We start from the raw sequence: 17,432 nt of genomic DNA, 5'->3' as shown, positions 1-17,432 counted from the left end.
CATTCTAAGCCTGCCAAATACCGGTGGCGAGCGGGGTGATCCGGGTTGATTGGCGAAAGGGCTCAGGAAGCGGGTGTGTTTGTTCGGGATGGACGTGGGTGGGAGGTTTCAGGGGCGCTTCGCGCCCCAACGCGGGGCAAGCCCGCTCGCCACAGCAAGCCCGCTCGCCACGACAGGCACGCTTGCCACAGCAGGCCCGCTTGCTACAACTTGCCTGCTTGGCATTGAAAGCCTGACCCAGATCACCATGACCTATAACTGATTCAGCGATTCTCGCGCCTTTTTGTCCGCTCAACCTGCAAGGAAGCTGCCCGTGTTTGCCAATTTGCTGATCATTCTGGCCTCATCCCTGGTGGTGATAGCGCTGTTTCGCCGCCTGCAATTGCCGCCCGTGCTGGGTTACCTGTGCGTCGGCCTGGCGGTGGGGCCCACCGCTCTGGACTGGGTGAATGACAGCGAAGAGCTGCCCGACCTTGCCGAACTGGGGGTGGTGTTCCTGCTGTTTTCTTTGGGATTGGAGTTTTCCCTGACCAAGATGCTCGCCCTGCGCAGTGTGGTGTTTGGCTTGGGCAGTTTGCAGGTGCTGGGGTGCGCAGCCTTGCTGGGAGGCCTGTTGATGGGCTTCGGTCTGTCGCCAAGCGTCGCGCTGTTGCTCGGCGCGGGGCTGGCATTGTCCTCCACCGCGATTGTCAGCAAGGAGCTGAGCAGCCTTGGGGAAATCTTCAGCAGTCACGGCCAGAATGCGATTGGCGTGTTGCTGTTCCAGGATGTGGTGGCGGTAATGCTGCTCACGTTGGTGCCGGTGTTTGCCGGCAGCAGCGAACACGCCTGGTATTGGGCGCTGCCGCTGACGCTGGGCAAAACCGTGCTGTTGTTCGTCGGCCTGCTGTTTGCCAGTCGCTGGTTGCTGCCCCGCCTGTTCCACGAAGTTGCCGCGTCCCATTCGGCTGAGCTGTTTGTGCTGTTGGCGCTGGTGATCGTCTTGCTCACCGCCTGGCTCACGCATTTGCTCGGCCTCTCCCCTGCCCTCGGGGCTTTTCTGGCGGGCATGCTGTTGGGCGAAAGCCATTACCGGCATCAGATTGAGGCGGACATACGGCCATTTCGCGACATTCTGCTCGGGCTGTTTTTCGTCAGCATCGGCATGCTTATCGACCTGCAACTGTTTGTCAGCCACAGCGTGCTGATCCTCGGCCTGACCCTCGCGCTGATGCTGATCAAGGGCTGTGTGGTGGCAGCCCTGGTCAAGCTGCGCGGCAGCGACAGTGAAACCGCGTGGCGCAGCGGCCTTGCCCTGGCGCAAGGCGGCGAATTCTGCTTCGCGTTGATGGCGCAGATGCAACAGAGCCGGCTGATCCCGGACGAGTTCAACGGTTTGCTGCTGGCCGCCACCTTCTGCTCGATGCTGCTGACCCCGCTGTTGCTGCGCGCCGCACCGGGCATCGCCCTGCGCCTGCACCGCAAGCCCAACCAACAGGTGCAACTGGAGGAAATCACCGCGCTCAATGCCGATTTACGTGGCCACGCGGTGATTTGCGGGTATGGCCGCGTCGGGCAATCCATCGGGCGCTTTCTGCGTCGGGAACATCAGGCATTCATCGCCCTGGATGACGACCCCGAGCGCGTGACGCAGGCCGCCACCGAAGACAGCAGCGTGCATTACGGCGACTGCCGCCGTGGGGCGCTGCTCAGTGCGGTCGGCCTGGAGCGCGCGCGGCTGGTGGTGATTGCCGTGGACAACAGCGATGTGGCCCTCACGGTCCTGAAAGAGGCCAGAAGGATCAACCCGCACGTCCCCGTGCTGGTGCGCACACGCGATGACAGCCAACTGGCCGAGTTGAAAGCGGCGGGCGCCAGCGAAGTGGTGCCCGAGCTACTGGAATCGAGCCTGATGCTCGCCTCCCACGCCTTGATCCTGCTGGGCCTGCCGGACCACCAGGTGCAGGCGCGGGTGGATGAGGTGCGCCAGAACCGTTATCGCCTATTGCACGGCTTTGATGCGCAGACCGAAAAACCGCTCAATCCTGACTGACCGCTCCAATCTTGTGGATCGACAGGTCTGCGCCGTAGTACTCCTGCTCCTGGCTCAGGCGTAGCCCGTGTACACGCTTGATCACGCCGTACACCAACAGCCCGCCGACCAGCGCCACCGCCACGCCCAATGCCGTGCCGATCAACTGGCTGATCAGGCTCACGCCGCCCAGGCCGCCAAGGGCCGTCTGGCCAAAGATGCCGCACGCAATGCCGCCCCATACGCCGCACAAGCCGTGCAGCGGCCATACACCCAGTACGTCGTCGATCTTCCAGCGATCCTGCGCCGCGATGAAGAACCACACAAACAAACCACCTGCCACCGCACCCGTGACCAGCGCGCCCACCGGGTGCATCAGGTCGGAACCGGCGCAGATCGCCACCAGCCCGGCCAACGGGCCGTTATGCAGGAAGCCTGGGTCATTGCGGCCGATCACCAACGCGGCAACGGTGCCGCCGACCATGGCCATCAACGAGTTCACGGCGACCAGGCCGCTGACGCCATTGAGGGTCTGTGCGCTCATCACGTTGAAGCCGAACCAGCCGACAATCAGGATCCACGAGCCCAGCGCCAGGAACGGAATGCTCGACGGCGCAAAGGCCACCAAGCGCCCTTCCCGGTATCGACCGTTGCGCGGTCCCAGCAGCAGCACCGCCGCCAGCGCCAGCCAGCCGCCCATGGCATGCACCACCACGGAACCGGCGAAATCATGGAAGCTGGCACCAAAGGTTGCGAGCAGCCAGGCTTGCAGGCCGAAGTTGCCGTTCCACACCATGCCTTCGAAAAACGGGTAGATAAACGCCACGATCAGCGCGGTGGCACACAGCTGCGGAGCGAACTTGGCGCGCTCGGCAATGCCCCCGGAAATAATCGCCGGAATCGCCGCTGCAAACGTCAGCAGGAAGAAAAACTTCACCAGGCCGTAGCCATGATCCGCGCTGATCACGGCCGCCGGTTGCATGAAGCTCACGCCGTAGGAGATCCAATAGCCTATAAAGAAATAGGCCAGGGTCGAGATGGCGAAGTCGCTGAGGATCTTCGACAAGGCATTCACCTGGTTTTTCTGGCGCACGGTGCCGACTTCCAGGAACGCGAAGCCGGCGTGCATGGCCAAAACCATGACCGCACCGATCAGGATGAACAGGGTGTTGGAGCTGTGAACAAGTGTGTCCACTGCACTTTGCAAATTTTCCATGGAGGTTGGCAGGCCTGCATTAAAGGCAAAAAGCACCAAAGCGGTTCAAGCCAGGGTGTCGCGCACTAAATTGGCGCCACCAGCCCCACCTCTGTGCAGAAGGTGTGAACCGCTTTAGCGCAGCGATCAACACAAAAGGCCGTTGCCGACAGGGTTTTTCCGCGGGTTTTATTTATTTAGGGTAAGGTTTTTCAAGGCATTAGCCTCGGGTCGCCCGGATTCAGCGCATACCCTGGGGCAGGCGCACCAAGGCAAAGCAAAAGCTGTACCAGACAATTGCAGTGAACCTTCACCGTTAGCGGTGACTCGAAAACAAACGTAACGCACCAGACGCACAGATCAGCCAATCACGGAGATAACCATGGCCCGAAGAACTGCAAAGACTGCTCAAGAAATACTGATGGCGGATTTTCAAACCCTGGTCAGTGACACTGAAAGGTTGCTGGACGACACCGCGGTATTGGCCGGCGACCAAGCCGACGAGCTGCGCACCAAGATCCACGACAGCCTGCTCAAGGCCCGTGAAACCCTGCAACTGACCGAAGATTCCCTGCGCGAACGCGGCCAGGCGGCTGTCACCGCCACCGAAGATTACGTGCAAGCCAACCCTTGGCAGTCAGTCGGCATTGCCGCCGGCGTTGGCTTTCTGATCGGTCTGCTGGCTACAAGGCGCTAATACCATGTCTATCGGCGAATCCGGCTCGTCCACGAGCTCAAGCTCCACTTCCCGACGCCTGGGCGCGGCCGTTCTGGGCTTGCTGCACAGCCACGTCGAATTGTTTGGCATCGAGTTGCAGGAGCAGAAATCCCGCACGGTCAGCTTGCTGCTGTTTGCAGGCCTGGCGCTGGTATTTGCCCTGCTGTTACTGGTGGGGTTATCGGCGCTGGTGATGATTCTGGTCTGGGACACCTACCGTCTTACCGGAATTATCAGCCTCTGCGTGTTCTACAGCCTGGCCGCAGCGTTTTGCGGAGTGCGCTTGAAAGCGGCGATATTCGATGAATCCACGCCCTTCCACGCCACCCTCGAAGAGCTGGCCAATGATCGGGAGCGCCTGCTGCCATGAGCATGACTGAAATCCCGCAAAACACCTCCCGTCGGGAAATGCGCAAGGCGTTGATCCGCCTGCGCATGGAAATGCACCGTCAGGAAATCCGCCATGAATCCCATCAATTGATGGTCCCGCTGAACAAAGTGCGTGACCTGCGCCATAACTGGCAGGACAGCCTGGGCATCAAGCACGCGCCGCTGTGGGGCGTGGCCGCGGTGACGCTGATGGGCTTTTTTACCGGCAAGGGCGCCAAGGGCGGCAGTATCAGCAGCGTGACGCGCCTGGTGCGGCTGGGCGCCGGTTTGATCCCGTTGATCAAATTGGCCATGGCAGGGCGCAAGGGTTAAGCGCGACTGGCTGCATTCTTGCAAACAGAATTGGCCCGGCTCTCGTTACTGAGGGCCGGGCCTTTTTTCGCCAGCTCTCTTAAGGAGGCCCCGTGATCGACGGGCAACCGCTCGCCTGCTTCCAGCCATTTATCGACACTGCCACCGGGCGCATCGCCGGCGTCGAGGCACTCGGCCGTCTGCGCCAGGCTGATGGGCGCTTGCTGTCAGTCGGCCCGCTGTTTGCCGACCCGCGCACACCGGGCGTGGCCTTGCGCTGCCTCGACCGGCAGATCCGCGACAATGCCTTGAGCCGCCTGCATGAAGCGCCTGCAGACTGGTTTTTGAGCCTGAACATCTCGCCCCGCTGGATCAACCGTCTGCGCCCCGGCCAAGCCTTGCCCAGCCTGAAGCAGGTGCATGCGCATGGCGTCGATCCGCAGCGCATTGTGTTCGAGATCACTGAACTGGGCGGAGACATCCAGCGTCTGGCCGAGGTGGTGGCGCGCTATCGTGAGGCCGGTGCACGCATTGCCATCGATGACTTCGGTGCCGGCTACTCCCAGCTTGACCGCGTACTCGCGCTGCAGCCGGATATCCTCAAGCTGGACATGCGCCTGTTCCAGGAAGCCGCCAAGGGCGGACCGAGCAGTGAGATCGTGCGTGCGCTGGCGCAAATGGCCGAGAAGACTGGCTGCTGGATCATCGCCGAGGGCGTGGAAACCGAGGCGCAGCTGAGCTTCGCCCTGGAATGCGGCGCGCGGTATGTGCAGGGTTACCTGTTTGCCCAGGCGCAACTCGACTGGTTTGCCACCGATGCCTTCGTGCCGCAGTTTGCCCGCCTGCGTACGGTTTACGTGCAGCAGAAACTGGCTGAACGCGGCCGCATCATGCAGTTGCGCCTGCAACTGGCCGAACTGATGAAGATCCTGCAGAACTGGGCGCAGGGCCAGGCGCCGCTGGACCAGTTACCTCAATTGCCGGATTTCCCCTGGCTGCTGCGCTTTTATCAATGCGACCGGCATGGCACCCAACTGACGCCCAACTTCGAATGGCGCCAGGACGCCTGGCAGGCCGACAGCCGCTACCTGGGGCACAACTGGTCGTGGCGCCCCTACTTCTATCACCTGCTGGCCGAAGGCTGGGAGGAGCGGCGTCTGACCCTCTCTTCGACTTACCGCGACGCCACCACCAATCAGTATTGCCTGACCGCCGGACAATTCTTCGATAACGGTCAGCGTTTGCTGTTAATCGATATAGACGCGGTCGGCTTGTAGATTTTCGCTTGCCCCGGTGCAGCTGAACCGGGAAGCTGGGAGGGTCATTCACCGCACGGAGAGTACCCGCCTTGGATTGGCCCACCCTGCTTACCCGCGAACGTCTTGGAAAGCCTCTGCACAGCCCGGAAGAACTCGGCCGCAGCCCGTTTCACAAAGACCATGACCGTATCATTTTCTCCGGCGCCTTCCGCCGCCTGGGCCGCAAGACCCAAGTGCACCCGGTGTCCAGCAACGATCATATTCATACGCGCCTGACCCACTCACTGGAAGTCAGTTGCGTCGGCCGTTCGCTCGGCATGCGCGTGGGCGAGACCCTGCGCAGCGCCCTGCCCGACTGGTGCGACCCCAGCGATTTGGGCATGGTCGTGCAATCGGCTTGCCTGGCCCATGACATCGGCAACCCGCCGTTTGGGCATTCCGGCGAAGATGCCATCCGCCACTGGTTCCAACAGGCGGCCGGGCGCGGCTGGCTGGACGACATGAGCAGCGCCGAGCGCAATGATTTCCTCAATTTCGAAGGCAACGCCCAGGGTTTTCGGGTGCTGACCCAGCTTGAGTACCACCAGTTCGACGGCGGCACTCGCCTGACCTATGCCACCCTGGGCACCTACCTGAAATACCCCTGGACCGCCCGCCACGCCGATTCGCTGGGCTACAAGAAGCATAAGTTCGGCTGTTACCAGAGCGAGCTGCCGATCCTTGAGCAGATCGCCCACAGGCTTGGCCTGCCGCAACTGGAAGAACAACGCTGGGCCCGTCACCCGCTGGTCTACCTGATGGAGGCGGCAGACGATATCTGCTACGCCTTGATCGACCTCGAAGACGGCCTGGAAATGGAGTTGCTGGAATACGCCGAGGTCGAGTCGCTGTTGCTCGACCTGGTGGGTGACGACCTGCCCCAGACTTACCGGCAACTGGGCGCGCAAGACTCGCGCCGGCGCAAGCTGGCGATTTTGCGCGGCAAGGCCATCGAGCACCTGACCAATGCCGCCGCCCGGGCTTTCGTGGAACAGCAGGATGCGTTGCTTGCCGGCACACTGCCGGGCGATCTGGTGGAGCACATGCATGGCCCCGCCAAGCGTTGCGTGCTGGACGCCAAGGACATGGCCCGCAAGAAAATCTTCCAGGACAAGCGCAAGACCCTGCATGAAATCGGCGCCTACACCACCCTGGAAATCCTCTTGAATGCGTTTTGCGGTGCCGCGCTGGAGCAACATGGCGGGCGCACGCCGTCGTTCAAGAACCGGCGCATCCTCGACCTGCTCGGCAACAGCGCACCGGACCCGGCGTGGCCGTTGCACGCCTCATTCATGCGCATGATCGACTTTATCGCCGGCATGACCGACAGCTACGCCACCGAGATGGCGCGGGAGATGACCGGGCGTTCAAGCCCACAATGACGCTTGCGATCACGCCGCCTGTTCCCCGAACAGAATCTGCCTACGACGGGAACAGAGCTGCCTGATCGAATTCGTACACTCATTCAAGGAATAATCACGCCCGCTTCTGGCGGACCTGGCGAGCAATTCCTACGCGCCACCCCATCGACGCTTGACTGACCCGTGTGCCCCTATGCCCAGACACCCTCTTCGAATCCTATTGGTGGAGGATCACCCCTTTCAGCTTCTGGCCACTCAGTGCCTGCTTAACACCTTCGGTTTCGACCACCTGACGCTGGCAGAAAATGCCGAACAGGCGATCCGCGCGATGTCTGAATCCAAAAGGCCGTTTGACCTGATGCTGTGCGACCAATGCCTGCCTGATTTACTCGGCCTGGAGCTGGTGGAAATTGCCAGTCGCCAACACTTTATAACCGGCGCCATCCTGCTGAGCGGGCTGCCTTCCTCGGAACTCTTCAACCTGACCACCCAAGCCCTGCAGCGTGGTTTGCCGCTGCTTGGTTATTTATCCAAACCGCTGAATAAAGACGAACTTGCAAAGTTGATTGCGCCCCTGATCCGATTGTAAATGTAGGACTTTAAACTCCGTCCACCTACGAAAATATACCTGGGCCAATCGCTGAATCGCTGGCACTGCCAATGACCGCACCGATTTAAAACTTGCTTACATCCAGCGTCACAAAGCCTTAACAACTGGTAGGTAACTACCTTTTTTCATGTAGGAATTCTCCTGTTTTATACCTGTTCCCACCATGGTTCATGCTCCTCCCTCTTCTTCTGAGCTAATGTGCCCGCTTTATTTGCACTTGCATGGAATGTGATTATGAACACGGTTTTTATCATTGATGACCACCCCGTTATCAGGCTGGCGATCCGCATGTTGCTGGAACATGAGGGTTATAAAGTCGTCGGTGAAACGGACAACGGTTGTGATGCGATACAAATGGTTCGCGAATGCCTGCCGGACTTGATCATTCTGGATATCAGCATTCCCAAACTTGACGGCCTCGAAGTGCTGTGCCGGTTCAACGCCATGAACACATCGATGAAAACCCTGATTCTGACCGCTCAGAGCCCGACGCTGTTTGCCACCCGCTGCATGCGCTCGGGCGCGGATGGCTATGTGTGCAAGGAAGGCGACCTCAGCGAACTGCTGAGTGCCATCCGCGCCGTGCTGTCGGGTTATAACTATTTTCCCAGCCAGGCCCTCAATGGTAATGCAGACGGCACAGACACGCTGGAACTTGAACTGTTTAAAACAGTGAACGACCGGGAACTGATGGTATTACAACTTTTCGCACAAGGTCGCACCAATAAGGAAATCGCCAAAGGGATGTTTCTAAGTAACAAAACAGTAAGCACTTACAAAAAAAGGCTGATGCAAAAACTTAAAGCCAAGTCCTTGGTAGAACTTATCGAGATGGCAAAACGAAACGCGCTAGTGTGAGAAAGCGGATGCCCAGCCGTATAAAGGACTATTTGATTATATTAATCGCCGGTGTGTGTTTCAGCACGACGGTGCCTGCGGACCCCGCTCCCGGCCCGGAACACTTCACGCTGTTGAGCCGTGCAAGTGCGGTACAACTGGATGTTCAACTGGACAAGGCCCAGCGCCAGTGGTTACAGAACAAACGCGAGCTGGTGCTCGGCACTTCGGCACCGGACTACCCGCCCTTCGACCTGACCTCCAGCGGCCGCGACTACGAGGGCCTGACCGCCGATTACGCAGGGCTGTTGGCCCAAGCCCTGGCATTGCCCGTGAAGGTGGTGCGCTACCCCACCCGAGAAGCATCGATCCACGCGCTTGAAACAGGCGAAATCGACCTGTTGGGCTCCTCCAACGGCTTTGAAGCCGCCAACCCGAATCTCATCCTGTCGCAGCCATACGCGGTGGACCAACCCGTACTCGTGACCCGTGAGGGGGAAAACTACAATCTGGGCAATGGGCTGGCCGGACTGCGCTTGAGCCTGGTCTACCACTACCTGCCGTTGAATGAAGTGCAGAAGCTGTACCCAAAGGCCAACATCCGCGCCTATCCCTCGTACCAAAACGCCTTGAATGCGGTGGCGTTCGACCAGGCCGACGTGTTTTTGGGCGATACCATTTCCACCCATTACATGATCAACAAGGGCTACCTGAAAAACATCCGCATGGCCAACTTCGGCAAGCATGAAGCCTATGGCTTCAGCTTTGCGCTGCGCCAGGAACAGCGCACTTTGCTGAGCATCGTCGATTCGGTGCTGGCCGCCATCCCCATCAATGAGCGCGACAGCATCGCCAAGCGCTGGAGCGCCGGCAGCGATATCTTGCTGACCGACAAGAAGCTGCAACTGACCCAGCGCGAAGAGCGTTGGCTCAAAGACCATCCGGTGGTAACAGTCGTCGTCAATGAGACCTTCGCGCCGCTGACGTTTTTCGACGCCGAAGGCAATTTTCGCGGCATCACCGCAGACTTGCTGGAACTGATACGCCTGCGCACCGGGTTACGTTTCAAGATCCTGCGCAGTCGCGAAGTCAACGCGATGATCGAACAGGTCACCACCGGGAAAGCCGATATCATCGGGGCCATTGTCCCCAGCGTTGAACGGGAGGCTTCGCTGAGTTTCAGTCGCCCTTACCTGGAAAACTCCTACGTCCTGCTGACCCGCAAAGAGCCCGGCGCGCCCTCGAACCTGGAGCAGATGGCAGGCAAGCGCCTGGCTATCACCGTGGGCAACCCACTGGAAAAAATCCTCACGCAGGACTTCCCGCAGATTCGCCTGGTGGAGGTCGGCGACACTTTCAAAGCATCCGAAATGCTGGCCCAAGGCAATGTGGAAGGTGCCGTCAACTCGCTGGTGATCGCCAACTACTTCCTGTCCTCGCAGGTTTTCCAGGACAAACTGCAGATCAGCACCAGTATCGGCACCCTTCCCGCCACGTTCGCCCTGGCGACGCCACGCCGCGCCGTCGAACTGAGCTCAATCCTGGACAAGGCCCTGCTGAGCATTGCTCCGGACGAAATGGGCGTGATCAACAGTCGCTGGCGCGGCTACACCGCCGCCTCCGACAGTTACTGGCGCAACTACCACCAGTTGATCGCGCAAATCATCGTCGGCACCGGGCTGTTGCTGCTGATTTCACTGACCTGGAACGCCCACATGCGCCGCCAGATCAAGCATCGAAAAATGGCCGAGCGCGCCCTCAACGATCAGTTCGAGTTCATGCGCGCATTGGTCAACGAAACCCCGCACCCGATCTATGTGCGTGATCGAAACGGCCTGTTGCAAACCTGTAATGACAGTTACCTGCAGGTCTTCGGCGTCAAGCGTGAAGACGTGATCGGCAAGAGTGTGATCCAGATGGACATGGCCCGGGAATCGGAGGCGGCGCAATACCACGCGGACTACCAGCAAGTCGTGGCGCAGGGCAACACGCTGATTCTCGACCGCACCCTGCACCTGCATGGAAAAAAACTGACGATCTATCACTGGATTCTTCCCTACCGTGACTCCGTTGGTGAAGTCCAGGGCATCATCGGGGGCTGGATCGACATCAGTGAGCGGCGCCAGCTGTTCGACGAGTTGCGCGCCGCCAAGGAACGCGCCGATGAAGCGAACCGGGCCAAAAGTACTTTCCTCGCCACCATGAGTCATGAAATCCGTACGCCGATGAACGCCGTGATTGGCATGCTGGAGTTGACCCTCAAGCGGGCTGACCAGGGCCATCTCGACCGCCCGGCCATTGAAGTGGCCTACAACTCGGCCAAAGACCTGCTGGAATTGATCGGCGATATCCTGGACATCGCGCGCATCGAGTCCGGCCGTTTGAGCCTGGCGCCGGAGCGTGTGAACCTGCGCGAAGTCATCGAGTCGGTGGTGCGCGTGTTCGACGGCCTGGCACGGCAGAAAACCCTCAGCCTGCTGCTGGAGTTCAAGCCCGAGCTGGATGACACCGAGGTGCTGATCGACCCGTTACGCTTCAAACAGGTGCTGTCCAACCTGGTGAGTAATGCGATCAAGTTCACCGAGCGCGGGCGGGTGCACATCAAAGTGGACGTGCAACCCACCGATCAACCGCAGCAGGTCGAGATGAAACTGGTGGTCGAGGACACCGGCATTGGTATCAGTCGCGACGACCAGCTGCGCCTGTTCGAGCCGTTTGCCCAGGCCGACAACTCCGGGCACCTGGCCAGGAGCGGTGCCGGCCTGGGGCTGGTGATCTGCCGAAGCCTGTGCGCAATGATGGGCGGGCAACTGAGCCTGAGCAGTGTGCCGATGGTGGGCACCCAAGTGCATGTCAACTTGAAAATGCCCCGCCTGCAGCCGGTCCAGCCCGTGGGCGAACTCAAACCCGCGCCCCCGGCGCTTGCGCCGGTGCTCAACGTACTGGTGGTGGATGACCATCCCGCGAACCGCCTGCTGATGTGTCAGCAACTGGGTTATCTGGGCCATCAGTTCACCGCCGCCCAGCACGGTGCCGCCGGCTTCAAGGCATGGCGTCAGGAACGCTTCGACCTGGTCATCGCCGACTGCAACATGCCGATCATGAACGGCTACGAATTGACCCGCTCGATCCGTGAGTATGAACAGCGCGAACAGCTGCCGGCCTGCGTCGTGCTGGGCTTCACCGCCAATGCCCAGCCGGAAGAGAAACTGCGTTGCGCGCAAGCGGGCATGAACGACTGCCTGTTCAAGCCAATCAGCCTGACGGTGCTGGAGCGGCAACTGGCGCAGATCGGCCAGCCACCCGGCGGTGTGAGGCTCGACCTCAGCAGCCTGGAGGCGCTGACTGGCGGCGACCCACAGCTGAGTCGCCGCCTGCTTGAGGAATTGCTTAACAGCAGCCGTCATGACCGTCAGGAACTGACCGCCATGTTGACGCAACGGGCATCGCCCCAGGCCATCATTGACCAGGCCCACAAGATCAAGGGAGCTGCGCGCATCGTGCAGGCCGCTGCGCTGGCCGGCGAATGTGAAGCGCTGGAGCACGCCTGCGCCCAGGGTGAGGATCGGCCGAAGATCGAAACCGGCATCAAGAGCCTGGAAAAATGCATGCTTGAATTGGAGAGGATGCTGCAGATGCGCCTTAATGAACTGGACGTCTTGCAATAGGCAGGGCGAGTGTTTGCACTCCCCCTGCCGCCACCGGTCAGCAGTCGGTCAGACGCAGGAAAATCGCTGCCAGCTGTTCGATGCCCGCCTGGTCCTGCGCGGTAAAGCGCGCCAGCGACGGGCTGTCCAGATCAAGGACGCCAATCAGTTGACCGTCCTTGATCAGCGGCACCACCAGTTCGCTGTTCGAAGCGCTGTCACAGGCGATATGCCCAGGGAACGCGTGAACGTCCTCCACCCGCTGGGTTTGCCGCGATGCCGCCGCCGCGCCGCACACGCCACGACCGAACGGAATGCGCACGCAGGCAATCTGGCCCTGGAACGGGCCAAGCACCAGCTCTTCGTCACGGTTGAGGTAGAAGCCGGCCCAGTTAAGGTCATCCAGCTGGTTGAACAGAAACGCGGAGAACTGCGCGCTGTTGGCGATGAAGTCGCGTTCATCGGCCAGCAGCGATTCCAGTTGCGCACACAGCATTGCATAGCCATCCAGGCCCGTGCCGGCCTGTTGCAAATCGATCATGGTTGACGCTCCAACAACTTGAGACCCACCCAGTAACGGGCGAATTGATACGCGCACCGGCCATTGCGGTTGCCGCGCCCGGTGGCCCAACGTACGGCCAAAATATCCAGCGCTTCATCGCGCTGCCATTGCAAACCGGCCTTGCTGGCCAGTTCGCCAATCCAGTGCTCGACCACGTTCAGGAAATGTTCCTGAGAGAACGGGTAGAACGACAACCACAGGCCAAACCGGTCGGACAAGGCGATTTTATCTTCGACGGCCTCGCTGGGGTGCAGCTCACCGTCCACGCGCTTCCAGTTGTCATTGTCGCTCTGGTTTTCCGGCACCAGGTGACGGCGGTTAGACGTGGCATACAACAGCACGTTTTCTGGCGCCTGCTCCAGCGAGCCGTCCAGCACACTCTTGAGCACGCGGTAGTCGCCCTCGCCGGCCTCGAACGACAAGTCGTCACAGAACAGGATGAACCGCTGCGGCAGCTTGAGCAGTTGCTCGACCACGCGCGGCAAGTCGGCCAGGTGATCGCGCTCGATTTCAATCAACCGCAAGCCGGCCTTGGCGTGCTGGGCGAGCAAGGCGCGCACCATGGACGATTTGCCCGTGCCGCGCGAACCCCACAGCAGCGCGTGGTTGGCGGGCAGGCCATCGAGAAATTGTTGGGTGTTGCGGGCCAGTTGTTCGCGTTGCTTGTCCACACCGATCAGGTCGCTGAGGCGCATGTCCAGGCTGACTTCCAGGGGCAGCAAAAAGCCACTGCGGCCTTCGCGCTGCCAGCGGGCGGCGAGGCACTGGTCCCAGTCGATGGCTTGGCGGGGCGCCGGCAACAACGGTTCCAGGCGTGCAAGTACCGCGTCGGCACGCTCAAGAAAGGCATTCAATCGATTATCCACGACTATTCCTCTGGCAAGTTCTTGCAAAAGATGGCGTATTGGCAACCCTGCGGCAGACCGCGACAGGGCTGCACCTGTAAAAAAATCAATGATTATGCCGAGCAAGCCAAAGCCGGTGGATGTTCAGCTATGCTTGCCGGGCGAAGGGAAACGTGAAGTGGTTCAACACCCGATGGATATCAAGTTCGCCCACCGCTTGTCTTATAAACAAGCTCGATTGACTGTGCTGGTCGGTTTCGTCTTGGGAACCTTGCTCAGTCTGATCCAAATCGGCATTGATTATGCCAGCGAAGACGCATCCATCAACCGTGAAATCCGCTCGCTGATCGAAATCAGCCATAACCCCGCCTCCCGTATCGCCTACAACATCGACGCCGAACTCGCCCAGGAACTGACGCTGGGCCTGCTGCACTCCCCGGCCATCACCCGTGCGCAATTGGTCGACAACAATGGTGTGGTCCTGGCCGACGTTGATCGCCCGCGCAAGGAAAGCACGTACCGGCCCATCAGCGATTTTCTGTTTGGCGCCAACCGCCAGTTTGAGGATCGGTTGTTCCTCAGCCACATGCCTAATGACTCTTTGGGCGTTCTGCGCCTGGACGTCGACACTTACGCCTTCGGCAGCCGTTTCCTGCACCGCGCCGAGATCACACTGCTTAACGGCTTTGCCCGCAGCCTGCTGCTGACCGGCATCCTGTTGGGCCTGTTTTACGTGATGCTGACCCAGCCGCTGGTGCGCATCATCCGCGCGCTGAGCACCAGCAAGCAGGCGCATCTGGATTGCCCGCCAGGGCACGAAAACGACGAAATCGGCGTGCTGGTCAGTGTCGCCAACCAGCAGTTCGAAAACATGGAGACCGAAATCCAGCAGCGCCGCCACGCCGAGGACCGACTCACCGAGTACCTGGGCCAACTGGAAGATATCGTCTCCGCACGCACGCTGGAGCTCAAGGCCAGCAACCAACGCCTGAGCCAGTCCAATGATGAGTTGGAGGCTGCGAAGATGACGGCGCTGGGCATGGCCCAGGCACGGGCGGCGTTCCTGGCCAACATGAGCCACGAGATTCGCACGCCGCTCAATGGCCTGCTGGGCATGATCGCCCTCTCGCTGGACAGCCCGTTGAATGCCGAGCAGCGCCAGCAACTGTCGATTGCCCATGACTCCGGCAAAGTGCTGGTGGAATTGCTCAACGATATCCTCGACCTGTCCAAGTTTGATGCCGGCCAGCTGGAGCTGGAGCGTATCCCGTTCGATCTCAGCTCGCTGGTGGAAGACACCGCCAACCTGCTGTCGCAGAACGCAGCACCGAGCGTTGAACTGACCTGTTTAATCGACCCGCTGTTTCCCGCCCAAGTGATTGGCGACCCGACACGCGTGCGGCAAATCGTCAGCAACTTACTCTCCAACGCCTTGAAGTTCACGCGCTTTGGCCGAGTCGACGTGCGCTTGAGCGCCAGCGAGGGCCGGGTGAAGATTGAAGTGTGTGATACCGGTATCGGCATCGCTCAGGACGCGCAGGTAAAAATATTCCAGCCGTTCACCCAGGCCGGCGCAGGCATCACCCGCCAGTTTGGTGGCACGGGGCTGGGGCTCGCGTTGACGCACAATCTGTGTGAAGCGATGAAGGGCCGGCTGAGCATCAGCTCGGAAGTCGGGTTTGGCAGCCAGTTCTGCGCCGACCTGCCACTGCCCACGCATTTGCCCGCGACGCGTTACGCGCCACTGGCAGGCGAAGTCATTGCCATCACCAACGCCGGCAGCGGCCTGACGGAATTGCTCACCACCCTGTTGCCTCACTGGGGGCTGGCGCCGCGCGTTTATTCTCAAGACGACGACCTGAGCGGGCAAAATCCCGACCTGTTGATCACCGATTGCCCGGAGTGCCTGTTCCGCCTGCGCCCAGCCATCAAGGCGCCCATTCTGCTGGTCACCGCCTACGGCAACTTTATGCCCAGTGAGGAAGTGGCAGCCCTGGCGCCGCTGCAGCAACAGGCGCGCCCTTTGAGCCGCAACGCGCTGTATCAGATCCTGCAACGCAATTTGCGCAGCGACGCGCCATTGATCCTCGACCCGATCCAGATGGAAGCCGCGCCGTTTACGCACCGGGCGCGCATCCTGTTGGTGGAGGACAATCCGGTCAATCAACTGGTGGCCAAGGGCATGCTCAGCAAGCTCGGCTGCGAAGTGGTGGTGGCCGCACACGGTGGCGAAGCGCTCAAGTTCCTTGAAGAGCAGCGCTTTGACATGGTGCTGATGGACTGCAACATGCCGGTAATGGATGGCTACGAAGCCAGCCGGCAGATTCGCCGCAGCGGGCGCTGGCCCGACTTGCCCATTGTCGCCTTGACGGCCAACGCCCTCTCGGAGGAGCGCGAGCGTTGCCGGGCCGCGGGCATGGATGACTACCTGGCCAAACCGTTCCGCCGCGAAGAACTCAAGGCTCTGCTGGACCTGTGGGTGCCGCAGACGACAACCCTTTGATCTGCGCCAGCAACTGGTCCAGGCCTTCGCGCAAGGCATCGGCCTGGTTCAGGTCGATGCCGCTGTCACACAGCAAGCGGGTTTTCAGGCGGTGAGTCTGGTGGCGTAACTGCACACCGGCCTGAGTCAGACCCAGGTGCACTTCCCGCTCATCCCGTGCGCTGCGTTGGCGGCTCACCAGATCGAGTTGCTCAAGACGCTTGAGCAGCGGCGTCAATGTGCCCGAATCGAGCATCAGCCGCTCGCCCAAGGCCTTGACGGTCGGCTGCGGCGCCGTTGCCTCGTGCCACTCCCACAGCACCAGCATGACCACGTACTGCGGGTAGGTCAGGCCCAGCTGGTCAAGCATTGGCTTATAAGCACGCGTCACCGCCCGTGATGCAGCGTAGAGCTTGAAACACAGCTGGTCGTCCAGTGCCAGGGACACGCCGGATACATCGATCATTTGAGCAGGGCTTCAATCTCTTGGGTCAGGTCCTGAGGCTTGGTGGTCGGGGCAAAACGCTTGACCACCTGACCGTCACGACCGATCAGGAACTTGGTGAAGTTCCACTTGATGCCCTTGGAACCCAGCAAGCCCGGCGCTTGTTTTTTAAGCTGCACGAACAGCGGATGGGCCTCGCTGCCGTTGACGTCGATCTTCTTGAACAGTGGGAAACTGACACCGAAATTCAACTCGCAGAACTCGGAAATCGCGCCTTCGTTGCCGGGCTCCTGCTTGCCGAATTGATTGCAGGGGAACCCCAGCACCACCAGGCCCTGGTTCTTGTACTGCTGCCAAAGTTGTTCAAGCCCCTTGTACTGCGGGGTGAAGCCACATTTGCTGGCGGTGTTGACCACCAAAATGGCCTTGCCGGCGAAGTCGGCCAAGGTCTTTTGCTCACCTTTGATGGTGGTGCACGGGATGCTCAGCAGGTTGGTGCTCATGGCAGTGCCTCAAACAGGGGAAAGACCTGAAACGATAGTAGGCAATTCAATTGTGTGCAATTTAATTGACCGCATTGATGAGGCCCTATTTGCTCACATCAATCCCTTCATTCACGTCCGATACAAAAGTGGGGGGGGGGGGGGGGGGGGGGGGGGGGGGGGGGGGGGGGGGGGGGGGGGGGGGGGGGCCGCGGGGGGGGGGGGGGGGGGGGGGGGGGGGGGGGGGGGGGGGGGGGG

At 60.5% G+C, this 17,432-nt stretch carries 15 protein-coding genes; 10 read left to right on the top strand and 5 right to left on the bottom strand.

The window, feature by feature from the left end; all coding sequences use genetic code 11:
* Window positions 1–313 precede the first annotated feature (313 nt).
* The gene (locus NTD89_RS10505; protein WP_262207469.1) at window positions 314–2,032 is read left to right on the top strand and encodes a cation:proton antiporter; all 1,719 of its coding nucleotides are present in this window, start codon (window positions 314–316) and stop codon (window positions 2,030–2,032) included.
* Here NTD89_RS10505 and NTD89_RS10500 read toward each other — a convergent pair.
* Entirely contained in the window at window positions 2,019–3,227 is a 1,209-nt protein-coding gene (locus NTD89_RS10500; protein ID WP_242193771.1) for an ammonium transporter, read from the bottom strand. The genes NTD89_RS10505 and NTD89_RS10500 overlap by 14 nt on opposite strands.
* 361 nt (window positions 3,228–3,588) lie before the next feature.
* Here NTD89_RS10500 and NTD89_RS10495 point away from each other — a divergent pair, with 361 nt between their 5' ends.
* The 8 genes from NTD89_RS10495 (at window position 3,589) to NTD89_RS10460 (ending at window position 12,379) form a co-directional block, all read left to right on the top strand.
* The gene (locus NTD89_RS10495) at window positions 3,589–3,903 is read left to right on the top strand and encodes a YqjD family protein (RefSeq protein ID WP_106576799.1); all 315 of its coding nucleotides are present in this window, start codon (window positions 3,589–3,591) and stop codon (window positions 3,901–3,903) included.
* 4 nt (window positions 3,904–3,907) lie between these two features.
* Window positions 3,908–4,294: a phage holin family protein gene (locus NTD89_RS10490; protein WP_064451560.1), complete on the top strand. Its 387-nt coding sequence runs from the start codon at window positions 3,908–3,910 to the stop codon at window positions 4,292–4,294.
* Window positions 4,291–4,626: a hypothetical protein gene (locus NTD89_RS10485; protein WP_145165090.1), complete on the top strand. Its 336-nt coding sequence runs from the start codon at window positions 4,291–4,293 to the stop codon at window positions 4,624–4,626. Before NTD89_RS10490 ends, NTD89_RS10485 begins: the two co-directional genes overlap by 4 nt.
* Window positions 4,627–4,718: 92 nt before the next feature.
* Window positions 4,719–5,882, top strand: a complete 1,164-nt coding sequence (locus NTD89_RS10480; RefSeq protein ID WP_145165092.1) for an EAL domain-containing protein — start codon at window positions 4,719–4,721, stop codon at window positions 5,880–5,882.
* A gap of 71 nt (window positions 5,883–5,953) precedes the next feature.
* Window positions 5,954–7,285: a deoxyguanosinetriphosphate triphosphohydrolase gene (locus NTD89_RS10475; protein WP_106576802.1), complete on the top strand. Its 1,332-nt coding sequence runs from the start codon at window positions 5,954–5,956 to the stop codon at window positions 7,283–7,285.
* A 172-nt stretch (window positions 7,286–7,457) separates the two neighbouring features.
* A complete protein-coding gene (locus NTD89_RS10470; RefSeq protein ID WP_145165094.1) occupies window positions 7,458–7,853 on the top strand; it encodes a response regulator in 396 nt (131 codons plus the stop codon).
* Between the two features lie 255 nt (window positions 7,854–8,108).
* Window positions 8,109–8,732 (top strand): response regulator transcription factor, encoded by a 624-nt coding sequence (locus tag NTD89_RS10465; RefSeq protein WP_106576804.1) that lies wholly within the window; start codon window positions 8,109–8,111, stop codon window positions 8,730–8,732.
* A gap of 8 nt (window positions 8,733–8,740) precedes the next feature.
* A complete protein-coding gene (locus tag NTD89_RS10460) occupies window positions 8,741–12,379 on the top strand; it encodes a transporter substrate-binding domain-containing protein (protein WP_262207462.1) in 3,639 nt (1,212 codons plus the stop codon).
* Between the two features lie 37 nt (window positions 12,380–12,416).
* Here NTD89_RS10460 and NTD89_RS10455 read toward each other — a convergent pair whose 3' ends face one another.
* Entirely contained in the window at window positions 12,417–12,899 is a 483-nt protein-coding gene (locus NTD89_RS10455) for a GAF domain-containing protein (protein ID WP_145165098.1), read from the bottom strand.
* Window positions 12,896–13,786, bottom strand: a complete 891-nt coding sequence (locus tag NTD89_RS10450; RefSeq protein WP_145165100.1) for an ATP-binding protein — start codon at window positions 13,784–13,786, stop codon at window positions 12,896–12,898. The genes NTD89_RS10455 and NTD89_RS10450 overlap by 4 nt, the downstream gene beginning before the upstream one ends.
* A gap of 172 nt (window positions 13,787–13,958) precedes the next feature.
* Here NTD89_RS10450 and NTD89_RS10445 point away from each other — a divergent pair, with 172 nt between their 5' ends.
* Window positions 13,959–16,268: a response regulator gene (locus NTD89_RS10445; RefSeq protein WP_145165102.1), complete on the top strand. Its 2,310-nt coding sequence runs from the start codon at window positions 13,959–13,961 to the stop codon at window positions 16,266–16,268.
* On the opposite strand, the gene NTD89_RS10440 is transcribed toward NTD89_RS10445, so the two are convergent.
* Window positions 16,222–16,713 (bottom strand): MarR family winged helix-turn-helix transcriptional regulator, encoded by a 492-nt coding sequence (locus tag NTD89_RS10440; protein ID WP_145165104.1) that lies wholly within the window; start codon window positions 16,711–16,713, stop codon window positions 16,222–16,224. The genes NTD89_RS10445 and NTD89_RS10440 overlap by 47 nt on opposite strands.
* Window positions 16,710–17,195 carry a glutathione peroxidase gene (locus NTD89_RS10435; protein WP_145165106.1) on the bottom strand — a complete coding sequence of 162 codons (486 nt, stop codon included), beginning with the start codon at window positions 17,193–17,195 and terminating at the stop codon, window positions 16,710–16,712. Before NTD89_RS10435 ends, NTD89_RS10440 begins: the two co-directional genes overlap by 4 nt.
* Between the last annotated feature and the right edge of the window lie 237 nt (window positions 17,196–17,432).

Source organism: Pseudomonas sp. 14P_5.3_Bac1, assembly GCF_025466135.1.
Classification (GTDB): domain Bacteria; phylum Pseudomonadota; class Gammaproteobacteria; order Pseudomonadales; family Pseudomonadaceae; genus Aquipseudomonas.
Note: the sequence above shows the minus strand (reverse complement) of the source record. Positions and strands in the feature narration are given on the sequence as shown.

Excerpts from the sequence above, each read along its gene's own strand:
- NTD89_RS10500 (WP_242193771.1), bottom strand. The coding sequence starts at position 3,227 with ATGGAAAATTTGCAAAGTGCAGTGGACACACTTGTTCACAGCTCCAAC.
- NTD89_RS10435 (WP_145165106.1), bottom strand. The coding sequence starts at position 17,195 with ATGAGCACCAACCTGCTGAGCATCCCGTGCACCACCATCAAAGGTGAG.
- NTD89_RS10485 (WP_145165090.1), top strand. The coding sequence starts at position 4,291 with ATGAGCATGACTGAAATCCCGCAAAACACCTCCCGTCGGGAAATGCGC.
- NTD89_RS10495 (WP_106576799.1), top strand. The coding sequence starts at position 3,589 with ATGGCCCGAAGAACTGCAAAGACTGCTCAAGAAATACTGATGGCGGAT.
- NTD89_RS10445 (WP_145165102.1), top strand. The coding sequence starts at position 13,959 with ATGGATATCAAGTTCGCCCACCGCTTGTCTTATAAACAAGCTCGATTG.
- NTD89_RS10490 (WP_064451560.1), top strand. The coding sequence starts at position 3,908 with ATGTCTATCGGCGAATCCGGCTCGTCCACGAGCTCAAGCTCCACTTCC.
- NTD89_RS10455 (WP_145165098.1), bottom strand. The coding sequence starts at position 12,899 with ATGATCGATTTGCAACAGGCCGGCACGGGCCTGGATGGCTATGCAATG.
- NTD89_RS10440 (WP_145165104.1), bottom strand. The coding sequence starts at position 16,713 with ATGATCGATGTATCCGGCGTGTCCCTGGCACTGGACGACCAGCTGTGT.
- NTD89_RS10465 (WP_106576804.1), top strand. The coding sequence starts at position 8,109 with ATGAACACGGTTTTTATCATTGATGACCACCCCGTTATCAGGCTGGCG.
- NTD89_RS10470 (WP_145165094.1), top strand. The coding sequence starts at position 7,458 with ATGCCCAGACACCCTCTTCGAATCCTATTGGTGGAGGATCACCCCTTT.
- NTD89_RS10460 (WP_262207462.1), top strand. The coding sequence starts at position 8,741 with ATGCCCAGCCGTATAAAGGACTATTTGATTATATTAATCGCCGGTGTG.